General features: G+C 65.0%; 13 protein-coding genes. 6 read left to right on the forward strand and 7 right to left on the reverse strand.

Features of this window, described 5'->3' with window-relative positions; genetic code table 11:
* The first annotated feature begins 43 nt into the window (after window positions 1-43).
* The 6 genes from ACV7JP_RS02745 to flgI are packed head-to-tail and all read left to right on the forward strand — an operon-like array spanning window position 44 to window position 3,513.
* Window positions 44-424 (forward strand): flagellar basal body protein, encoded by a 381-nt coding sequence (locus ACV7JP_RS02745; protein ID WP_457797727.1) that lies wholly within the window; start codon window positions 44-46, stop codon window positions 422-424.
* On the forward strand, window positions 421-840 hold the full coding sequence (flgC, locus tag ACV7JP_RS02750; protein WP_457797728.1) for a flagellar basal body rod protein FlgC: 420 nt from the start codon (window positions 421-423) through the stop codon (window positions 838-840). The genes ACV7JP_RS02745 and flgC overlap by 4 nt, the downstream gene beginning before the upstream one ends.
* Window positions 840-1,166: a flagellar hook-basal body complex protein FliE gene (locus ACV7JP_RS02755; protein ID WP_457797729.1), complete on the forward strand. Its 327-nt coding sequence runs from the start codon at window positions 840-842 to the stop codon at window positions 1,164-1,166. Before flgC ends, ACV7JP_RS02755 begins: the two co-directional genes overlap by 1 nt.
* A gap of 12 nt (window positions 1,167-1,178) precedes the next feature.
* Window positions 1,179-1,967 (forward strand): flagellar basal-body rod protein FlgG, encoded by a 789-nt coding sequence (gene flgG / locus ACV7JP_RS02760; RefSeq protein ID WP_457797730.1) that lies wholly within the window; start codon window positions 1,179-1,181, stop codon window positions 1,965-1,967.
* Window positions 1,964-2,413, forward strand: a complete 450-nt coding sequence (gene flgA / locus ACV7JP_RS02765; RefSeq protein ID WP_457797731.1) for a flagellar basal body P-ring formation chaperone FlgA — start codon at window positions 1,964-1,966, stop codon at window positions 2,411-2,413. Before flgG ends, flgA begins: the two co-directional genes overlap by 4 nt.
* Entirely contained in the window at window positions 2,410-3,513 is a 1,104-nt protein-coding gene (gene flgI / locus ACV7JP_RS02770; RefSeq protein WP_457797732.1) for a flagellar basal body P-ring protein FlgI, read from the forward strand. Before flgA ends, flgI begins: the two co-directional genes overlap by 4 nt.
* Here flgI and ACV7JP_RS02775 read toward each other — a convergent pair.
* The 7 genes from ACV7JP_RS02775 to ACV7JP_RS02805 form a co-directional block, all read right to left on the reverse strand.
* The gene (locus ACV7JP_RS02775; protein WP_457797733.1) at window positions 3,507-4,580 is read right to left on the reverse strand and encodes an EscU/YscU/HrcU family type III secretion system export apparatus switch protein; all 1,074 of its coding nucleotides are present in this window, start codon (window positions 4,578-4,580) and stop codon (window positions 3,507-3,509) included. The two genes, flgI and ACV7JP_RS02775, sit on opposite strands and share 7 nt — an antisense overlap.
* A gap of 10 nt (window positions 4,581-4,590) precedes the next feature.
* Complete coding sequence (locus ACV7JP_RS02780; RefSeq protein WP_457797734.1) at window positions 4,591-5,607, reverse strand: flagellar motor switch protein FliG; 1,017 nt, start codon at window positions 5,605-5,607, stop codon at window positions 4,591-4,593.
* Between the two features lie 13 nt (window positions 5,608-5,620).
* Window positions 5,621-5,974: a flagellar motor switch protein FliN gene (gene fliN, locus ACV7JP_RS02785; RefSeq protein WP_457797735.1), complete on the reverse strand. Its 354-nt coding sequence runs from the start codon at window positions 5,972-5,974 to the stop codon at window positions 5,621-5,623.
* A gap of 23 nt (window positions 5,975-5,997) precedes the next feature.
* Window positions 5,998-6,924 (reverse strand): FliM/FliN family flagellar motor switch protein, encoded by a 927-nt coding sequence (locus ACV7JP_RS02790; RefSeq protein ID WP_457797736.1) that lies wholly within the window; start codon window positions 6,922-6,924, stop codon window positions 5,998-6,000.
* Window positions 6,921-7,796 carry a flagellar motor stator protein MotA gene (motA, locus tag ACV7JP_RS02795; protein WP_457797737.1) on the reverse strand — a complete coding sequence of 292 codons (876 nt, stop codon included), beginning with the start codon at window positions 7,794-7,796 and terminating at the stop codon, window positions 6,921-6,923. Before motA ends, ACV7JP_RS02790 begins: the two co-directional genes overlap by 4 nt.
* 77 nt (window positions 7,797-7,873) lie before the next feature.
* Window positions 7,874-8,341: a transglycosylase SLT domain-containing protein gene (locus ACV7JP_RS02800; RefSeq protein ID WP_457797738.1), complete on the reverse strand. Its 468-nt coding sequence runs from the start codon at window positions 8,339-8,341 to the stop codon at window positions 7,874-7,876.
* Window positions 8,342-8,378: 37 nt separating this feature from the next.
* Window positions 8,379-8,900, reverse strand: coding sequence for a flagellar hook-length control protein FliK (locus ACV7JP_RS02805; protein ID WP_457797739.1), 522 nt, complete (start codon window positions 8,898-8,900; stop codon window positions 8,379-8,381).
* Window positions 8,901-9,010 lie beyond the last annotated feature (110 nt).

Raw genomic sequence — 9,010 nt, forward strand, 5'->3', positions numbered from 1 at the left:
CCGCGCCCTAGCGTGGCGCCTGTCGGGTCATGCGAGGCGGATAATGGAGCCGGTCTATCTCTTCAGTCTCATCGACCAGCAGAAAAGCTGGCTGTCGACGCGCCAATCGCTCGTCGCGCAGAACATCGCCAACGCCGATACGCCGGGCTACAAGGCGCAGGACCTGACGCCCTTCTCGCGCGTGATGGAGCGCAGCGCGCTTGATATGGCCGGCGCCGATCCGCTGCATATGCGTCCCTCGCAGACGGAGGCGCTCGCCGCCGCCGTCAGGCCCATGGAGGGTTGGGAGGCGACCCATTCCGGCAATACCGTGTCGCCCGAGCTCGAAATGATCAAGGCGGGCGAGGTGCGCGGCGCCTTCATGCTCGACACCAACCTCCTGCGCGCCTTCCACGGCATGTGGATGTCGGCGGTGCGCGCATGATCGATCCGCTCGACGCTTCGATGAAAGTCGCGGGAGCGGGCCTCGCTGCGCAATCGGCGCGCTTGCGCGTCGTCTCCGAAAACATGGCCAATGCGCAATCAACGGGAAAAACCGCCGGCGCCGATCCTTACGCGCGCAAGACCATCGCTTTCGTCAATGAGCTCGATCGCGCGAGCGGCCTGCGGCTCGTGCGCGTCAACGCCATCGGCGTCGATCCGACGCCTTTCTCGATTGATCGCGATCCCGGCAATCCCGCAGCCGACGCCAATGGCGACGTCAAGCGCCCCAATGTCAATCTTCTCCTGGAAATGGGCGACATGCGCGAAGCCAATCGCGCCTATGAAGCCGATCTGCAAATCATGAAACAGTCGCGCGATCTTCTCGCAATGACCGTCGATCTCTTGAAAGGCCTCTGATGCTTCCGCTCGCGCCCATCGCCGCCGCCGCCATCGGCCCGCTCGCCGGGACCGCCGTCACGACCCTCGCCGGCGCGCCGCGCCTTGCCGCGGGCGCGCAAGCCGCCGCGGCCTCCTTCGGGGACGTCCTGCAACAATTGGCGGACCAGACGATCGACTCCGTGAAGAACGGCGAGGCCGCTTCCATCGCCGGCGTGGAGGGCAAGGCTTCGCTGCAAAACGTCGTGAGCGCGGTGATGCAGGCGGAGCGAGACCTGCACACGGCCATCGCGCTGCGCGACAAGGCCGTCGCCGCCTATCAGGACATCAGCCGCATGGCGATTTGAGGAGCGCGCATCGTGAGAGCACTCGCCATCGCTGCGACCGGCATGAGCGCGCAGCAGCAGAATATCGAAGTCATCGCGCACAACATCGCCAACATCAACACAACCGGCTTCAAGCGCGCGCGCGCCGAATTCACCGACCTGCTCTATCAGACGGAACGGATTCAGGGCGTCTCCAATCGCGGCCGCGACGCGACCGTGCCGCAAGGCGCGCAATTCGGCCTCGGCGTGCGCACGGCCGCCGTGCGCAGCCTGCAGCAGCAGGGCGCGATGGCCAATACCGGCAACGCCTATGATCTGAGCCTCAACGGTCGTGGCTGGTTTCAGATTCTCGGAGCGGACAATGAAACGCTCTATACGCGCGCGGGCTCCTTCAGCGCGAACGCCAACGGTCAGCTCGTCACCGTCGACGGCTATCAATTGAGCCCCACGATTACCGTGCCCAACAATACGCTGAGCGTCTCAGTGAGCCAGACCGGAATCGTCTCGGCGATGATCGCCGGACAGACGCAGCCGCAACAGCTCGGCCAGCTCACCATCGCCACCTTCCCCAATGATGCGGGCCTTGAGGCGCTTGGCGGCAATCTTTTCCGGCAGACCTTCGCCTCCGGCCAGCCCATCGTCGGCGTTCCCGGCGATCCGGGCTTCGGCGTCGTGCATCAGGGCTATCTCGAAAGCTCCAATGTCGATCCCGTGAAGGAGCTCGTGAGCCTCATCGCCGCGCAGCGCGCCTTCGAACTCAATTCGAAGGTCATTCAGGCCGCCGACGAAATGGCCGGCACGGTCTCGAAAGGCGTCAGATGAGCCGGTTTCGCCTCGTCGCGCTCGCGACCGTCGCGGGCCTCGCGCAAGCGGCGGCGCAGGAAAAGCTGCCGGTCGCGCGCGTCGTCATCTATCCGGGGGACATGATCGCGGAGTCGATGCTCGACGAACGGGCCTATGCCCTCGCGCCCGGTTCGGAGCCTCTTTACGCGCGCGCGCGTGAAACGCTGGTCGGCAAGGTCGCGCGGCGGACCCTGCTCCCCGGCCAGCCGATTCCGGCGATCGCTATCGACAATCCGCGCATCGTCCATGTCGGCGCGCAGATCAGGATCGTCTTCTTTGAGGAAGGGCTGCAGATCGTCGCCTATGGCGTCGCCCAGCAGCCCGGCGGCGTCGGCGACTTCATCCGCGTGCGCAACCAGGACAGCGGTCTCTTCATCTCCGGGCGCATCCAGAGCGACGGCTCCGTCCGAGTCGGCGAGGGATGATGAAGCCCCGCGCAATTCTGGCCGTCCTTCTCTTCATGTCGCCCGCGGAGGCGGATGTCCGCATCAAGGACATCGTCTCCCCCATCGGCCCGCGCGATTATCAGCTCGTCGGCTACGGGCTCGTCATCGGCTTGCAGGGCACGGGCGACACGCTGCGCAACGCGCCCTTCACCGAGCAATCGACTTCCGCTCTGCTCGACCGCATGGGCGTCAATGTCCGGCCCAACAACAGCATGCGCACGCGCAACGTCGCGGCGGCGATGGTGACGGCTGCGCTGCCGCCCTTCGCGAGCTGGGGCTCGACGATCGACGTCACGGTTTCTTCCATGGGCGACGCCACCTCGCTCATGGGCGGCACGCTTGTCTTGACGTCGCTCACCGGTCTCGACGGCGCCGTCTACGCCGTTGCGCAGGGTCCGATCGCGGTCTCCGGCTTCGCCGCGCAAGGACAGAACGAGACGCTCACCCATGGCGTCGCGACTGTCGGCCGCATTCCGAACGGCGCGACGATCGAGCGCGAGCCGCCGCGTCCGGCGGTTCCGAAGGACGGCCCGCTCGTTCTGCAATTGCGCAACCCCGATTATACGACGTCGGTCCGCATCGCCGATGCGGTCAACAAATTCTCTCGCCAGCGCTACCGAACGGCGCTCGCGCATGAGCGGGACGACCGCAGCGTTCTTCTCGCGCTTCCAAAAGGAACGCATGCGACGCGCCTCCTCGCCGAGATCGGCGAATTGCGCGTTCCTGTGGAGACGCCCGCGCGCGTCGTCATAGACGAGCGCACCGGCACGGTCGTCATCGGCGCCGACGTGCAGATTTCGCCCGTCGCGGTCACCCATGGCGGGCTGACGGTGCGCGTCACCGAGACGCCGGAAGTATCGCAGCCGGCGCCCTTCTCCAACGGCCGCACGACGGTGACGACGCAGACGACGATTTCCGCCGCCGAGCAGACCGGACAGGTCGCGACGCTGGCCGGCCCGACATTGAAGCAGCTTGTCAGGGGCTTAAACCAGATCGGGCTGAAGCCGACCGGCGTCATTTCCATTCTTCAGGCGATCAAAAGCGCGGGCGCGCTACAAGCCGATCTTATCATTCAATGACGCCGCGCCGACAGCCGGTCGAGCAAATGGATCAGCTCCGCGACCGGGCGGTAGAATTCCTGCGGGATCATCTTGTCTACCTCAACGAGGTCGAACATGGCCCGCGCCAGCTCCTTGCGCTCGAGCACGGGAATGTCGTTGGCCTGCGCAATCTCCTTGATCTTCAGCGCCACGAGATCCTTGCCCTTGGCGAGCACGAGCGGCGCGCCGCCTTCCTCGCGCACATAGCGCAGCGCAATGGCGTAATGGGTGGGATTGGCGATGACGAAACTCGCTTTCGGCACGGCCGCGATCATGCGCCGGCGCGAGCGGTCCGCGGCGAGCGACCGCATGCGCGCCTTGACGAAGGGATCGCCCTCCGCCTGCTTGAATTCCTCCTTCAGCTCTTGCCGACTCATGCGCAGATCGCGCCGCCATTTGAATTTCGTCCAGACGAAATCGGCGGCGGCGATCACGGCGAGACAGAGCGCCACGACGCTCGTGAGATGGAGAAGCAGCCGCAGGCCAAGGGCGGGCAGGCCGCGCGGCTCCATGCGCAAGGCGTCCACATAGGCGGATCGGTCGCCTTGGACGACAATCGCCGCCGCGGCGCCGATGACGGCGATCTTTACCGTGGCCTTCACAAGTTCGACGGCTCCCGCAGCTCCGAAGAGCCGCTTCCAGCCGGCTTTCGGAGAGATGCGCGAAGGCTCCGGCGCAATGCGGTCGAAGACGATGCGGGGCGCGCCCTGGATGAAGGCGGCGGCGATCCCCGAAAGCGTGATGACGAGCAGCGTCGGCGCGAGAAAAGCCGCGCCTTCGAATCCGACGACCTGCAGATAGCGATATGCGTCGGCGTCCGCGCGAAGACGCAGCGCGCCCGAATTGGCGAGAAGCAGCGCGAGCCCCTCCATAAGCCGGGGACCGGACGACTCGACGAGAAAGGCAAGGCAGGCCAGCAGCGCGAAGACGCCCAGCGCAGTGGCGACATCGCGTGAAACGGCCGTGCGTCCCTGCTCGACCGTATCCCTTATCTTCTTTTCCGTCGCCTCTTCCGTTTTGGAGTCGGCGTCCTCGCTCCCGGACATGGCGGCCGCCTCACGCCGACCCGTCGGCCGCGGTCAGATCGATAAGGCCCTGACCCGCGAGCCGCACGACGAGATTCGCGATCTCGCGCTGGGCCGCGAGTATTTCACGTCGCGGCGGCTCCGCGGGGGCGGCGAGCTCGGCTTCGACCATGCGCCGCGTTCGCGCGGAGAGACATGGAAGCACGGCCTCGCGCATCGCCGCATCCGACTCGCGCAACGCCAGGATGACGCGGTCCGTCGGCGCTTGATCGAAGACGACCAGCCGCGCGCGCTGACCAAGTCCGACAATATCTTCGAAAGAGAAGAGCAGCGCCTTTAGCTGCTCCGCGAGAATCGGCTCCGCCTCCGCGAGACCTGCGAGGACTTCGTTGATCTGGTCCCGCTCCAACTGGTTGACGATGCCCGCGACCTTTGCGCTCACCTCCGAGGTCGACGGCGCATTGGTCGTCGCGAAGAGATCCGCCTGCAAGGCCTCTTCGATGAGATGCAGGACGGGCTCCGCGGCCGGCTTGGAGATCAACATGCGGCGCATGGCCTGCGCGCGCACCGGCGCCGGCAATTGCGCCAAAACGCGCGCGGCGACGGCCGGATCGACTCGCGCCAGCACGATGGCGATCGTCTGCGGACGCTCGGCGGAAAGATAGTCGGCGAGCATCTTGTCCGGCAGCGCGGCGACGCGCCGCCACAGAAACTGGTTCGAGCTTCCCCGAACGTCGGACATGATGTCGGCGACCTGCTCGTCGGGCAAGACGCTTGCGAGCAATTCCTCCGCCATTGCGGGGCCGCCGACAAGATCCGGCTCGCCGCCATGAATTTCCTCGACCAGGCCGGCGCAGATCTCGTCCAGCGCGCTTTGCGGCACGCTGCCGAGACTTGCGGCGACGCGCGCCACGCGGCGCAGCTCGTTCTGGTCGAAATGTTTCAGGACGCGGCTCGACGCCTCTCGATCGAGCGCCAGCAGCACCGCAGCGACCTTTTCCGCGCCGTCGAGCGGGCTGCTTTTTTCCTGCACGGGAAGGTCCGTCATGGCCCGGTTTCGGCTAGCCCACCTGCTCGCGCTGCGGCTCGCAGATCTCCGTCAGCGAAACGCCGAAACGCGCGCCGTCCTCCTCCACCACCACAACTTCGCCCCGCGCGATCGTCCGTCCATTGACGACGACGTCCACCGGATCGCCGACCCGATGATCGAGCGGCACGACGGCGCCGCGACCGAGTTTCAACAAGCTCGAGACCGGCAATGTCGCCGATCCGACCACGACCTGAAGAACCACCGGGATGCGAAGAATCGAATCGACGCGACGCGCCTGGATGCGGGCCTCGTCGCCCGCTCTCGTCCCGCTTTCCGGCGCGCGCCGCTTATGGGCTCCCTCCTGATCAGGTTCGACATTGCTCATCGTCGGCTTTTCCCTCCGCCCCGTCAGACGCCCAGAATGTTCTCGATGTAGGATTCCCGCTCATCCGAGAATTCCTCCAGCCGCACCGTGTATCTTCCGTCCTTTTGTCCCAGCGTGCACCAGAAGAGCGTCCGGCCTTCCGACACGACGCGTATCGGACTCGTCGGCGCGATCGGCAGACGCAGAACGTCGCCGATCTCGAGCCGCGCAATGTCGCCGAGCGTGAAGCCCCGTGCCTCGATCTTCACTTCGGCCGTGACCTCCGTCCGCACGATGTTCTCATAGAGATTGGCGGACCATGTCTGGTCGGCGGCCTGCCCCTCGGCGCCCGGGGCGCGCGCCAGCATGTTGCGGAAGGGATCGAGGGCGGCGCGAGGCAGGGCGAGGAGCGCCCGGCCGGAATGCTCGCGATATTGCAGAGTCATCCGGGCGAGCACAGCCACAGCGGCTTTCGGCCCCAGCGAAAAGAAGCCGGCCTCCTCCGCGCCCCAGTCGCGCTCGAACGAGATGCGCGCGAAGGCCGAGAAGGCCTCCGCAAACCCCTCGAGGAGATTGAGCGCGGCGAAGCCGAGGATCGAATCCTCGATGCGGGTGATCGGGCGTTCCGCCGCAGGCGCCACGACGCTCGAACCGAGCAGCAATTCGAAAGCGAGATGCCGAAACGCTTCATCGACCGCGCATGCGGCGCGGGCCTCCAGGCTTGCGGCGCGATAGACCAGCGTCCGGCCGAGGCTTCCGTAATTTTCCGCGAGCTCGCCGACCCGTAGCGCTTCGAGACCCTCCACCGACAGAACCGCGCCCTCCGCATATTTTCCAAGGAAACGGGAATAGCGGGCGGCGGTCTCTTCGAAGAGGAGCGCGAGACCCGGCATGCGGTCCAGCGTTCCCTCGCCGATGAGGACGAGCGGCTCGTCGAAGCCCCCGTCCGCCATATGCGCTCGATTGGTCATGCGGCCTCCGCCACGGCGGCGCCGCCATTCAGCGTTTCGTTTTCGACTTCGTCGATCGTCGGCCGGTCATGCGCGGGAATGGACTTGCGGCCATGTTCGACGGCGACCTGCGGCAAGGCTCCGTTCATAAAGGCGAGCAAGGTCTGCTTGATGATGAGAAAGACGTGGCATTCCTTGCTGCGCGCGACCTTCACCTTGTAGGCGAGCGGCGTCATGATGCCGTAGGAGACGAATATCCCCGCAAAGGTTCCGACCATCGCGGCGCCGATGAGCCCGCCGAGCAGCTCCGGCGATTGATCGAGCGCCCCCATGGCCTTGATCACGCCAAGAACCGCCGCGACGATGCCCAGCGCCGGCAATCCGTCGCCCACCGCCGTCAGCGCCTGATAGGGCTTCAGCTTGTCATGCTTGATCGCCGCGATCTCCTCATCCATCAGGCTTTCGATTTCGAAGGTCTTGACGTTTCCGATGATGTACAGGCGACAATAATCGCATATGAAGGTCGTGATCTCGGCGTTCTTGAGGACATTGGGGAACGCTGCGAAGAGCGCGGATTCGCCGGGCTGGTCGATATGCGCCTCGACCTCGGTGCGCGACTTGCTCCGCAATTCGCGCATGAGAACATGCAGGAGGCCAAGTATATCGAGATAATCCCTGCGCTTTGGCGTCTTCTCGAGCACCGCTTGCAAAATGGCCTTGCCCGTATCCTTGATGACCTTGGTCGGATTGGCCACGATGAATGTGCCGAGCGCCGAACCCATGATGATCACGAATTCCCAAGGCTGCCATAAAACAATCAGATGTCCGCCGAGCGCCGCAAAGCCGCCGAGCATGCAGCCCATGGTCACGACAAGACCGATGACGAAGCTCATTTTATCACGCTCTTTCTGTCTTCAAGACAAGCTCTGCATAAGCAATGGGACTTACCCGAGCCTGATGTGGAGCGCGATCAGCGGCAAAAGGACAAGGCCTCCGGCGTCCATGCGCCGAAGCCGCTCGTAACCATGTTCCTTATGACCGCGCAGACATAGCGGCGCTGGGCCGGCGCATTGCCGGGACCCGCATGGTAGCGAGCGACGGCGGCGGTCCAACTTCCTTCGCGTCGCTTCAGATCCTTCAGGAACCGCGCCGCATAATCGACATTTCGCGCCGGGTCGAACATGTCCTCGACGGAAGCGAATTTGCGGCCATGATATCGATAGTTGATCTGCATGCAGCCAATGTCGACGAGCGTTTCGCCGCGCCGGCCCGCCGCCGCGAAAGTCGCGAGCGCCTCTTCGAGAGTCGCGTTGGCGGCGGGACGACCATGCACGTTCATCGCAAAAGCGCGCAGCGAACCCCGTTGCCCGGTCTCGGTGAGCGCCACCGAATAGAGCACGGCGACAGGCATGGCGTTCTCGCGCGCGGCGCGAATCATCTCCGCCTCGCAAAGATTCGCCTCCGCCCGCGCGGCGCTACAATATGTAGCCGAGGGGAGCGTGAGAAGAAGGAGGATCGTCGCGCGGCCGCATCGCTCGCCTCTCGCCGTCTTGCCTGTCCTGGCGGCTCGGTCGCTCGTCATGCGAAAACTCTCCCTGACGATTTCCGTCTTTCTCAATCGGCGTCTCCGATGCGGACAAGGCGTCCGCCGCTTGGATCGGCGCGCGAACCTCATAGGCGTCCAGACTCATCCCCTTATCGCCGATCGCGGCCGACAGCGCCTCCCGCGCTTGCATCAGCGCCGGCGCGACGTCCGACTGCGCCTCCATCCGAATTTCGACTCGGGACTGCGTGACTTTCATGCGCACAGCAATCGCGCCGAGCGACGCCGGCTCAAGCGAGAACTTCAAAATCTTCAGCGTCTCTCGCGGGCGCGATGGGTCGAGGCTGAAGCGGCGCGCCATATAGGGACTCTCGGCCGGAGTTTCGATTTCCGAAAGCGATCGACTGATCGCAGCCGGGAAATGGACGGCAATCTCATCGATACTGATCTTCATGCCCGGATTGGAAGAAATCGCCGGCAAATCGACATTGCTTTCGCCTGCGGGCTTCACCCCTTCAGCGAATTCGGCGCCTGTCTCAGCGGCGAGAGGCGAAATTTGCGCGG

The sequence above is a fragment of the Methylocystis sp. S23 genome (assembly GCF_054106005.1).

Coding starts and splice junctions, on each gene's coding strand:
- ACV7JP_RS02745 (WP_457797727.1), top strand. CDS start 44: ATGGAGCCGGTCTATCTCTTCAGTCTCATCGACCAGCAGAAAAGCTGG.
- flgC (WP_457797728.1), top strand. CDS start 421: ATGATCGATCCGCTCGACGCTTCGATGAAAGTCGCGGGAGCGGGCCTC.
- ACV7JP_RS02755 (WP_457797729.1), top strand. CDS start 840: ATGCTTCCGCTCGCGCCCATCGCCGCCGCCGCCATCGGCCCGCTCGCC.
- flgA (WP_457797731.1), top strand. CDS start 1,964: ATGAGCCGGTTTCGCCTCGTCGCGCTCGCGACCGTCGCGGGCCTCGCG.
- flgI (WP_457797732.1), top strand. CDS start 2,410: ATGATGAAGCCCCGCGCAATTCTGGCCGTCCTTCTCTTCATGTCGCCC.
- ACV7JP_RS02775 (WP_457797733.1), bottom strand. CDS start 4,580: ATGTCCGGGAGCGAGGACGCCGACTCCAAAACGGAAGAGGCGACGGAA.
- ACV7JP_RS02780 (WP_457797734.1), bottom strand. CDS start 5,607: ATGACGGACCTTCCCGTGCAGGAAAAAAGCAGCCCGCTCGACGGCGCG.
- fliN (WP_457797735.1), bottom strand. CDS start 5,974: ATGAGCAATGTCGAACCTGATCAGGAGGGAGCCCATAAGCGGCGCGCG.
- ACV7JP_RS02790 (WP_457797736.1), bottom strand. CDS start 6,924: ATGACCAATCGAGCGCATATGGCGGACGGGGGCTTCGACGAGCCGCTC.
- motA (WP_457797737.1), bottom strand. CDS start 7,796: ATGAGCTTCGTCATCGGTCTTGTCGTGACCATGGGCTGCATGCTCGGC.
- ACV7JP_RS02800 (WP_457797738.1), bottom strand. CDS start 8,341: ATGATTCGCGCCGCGCGCGAGAACGCCATGCCTGTCGCCGTGCTCTAT.
- ACV7JP_RS02805 (WP_457797739.1), bottom strand. CDS start 8,900: ATGAAGATCAGTATCGATGAGATTGCCGTCCATTTCCCGGCTGCGATC.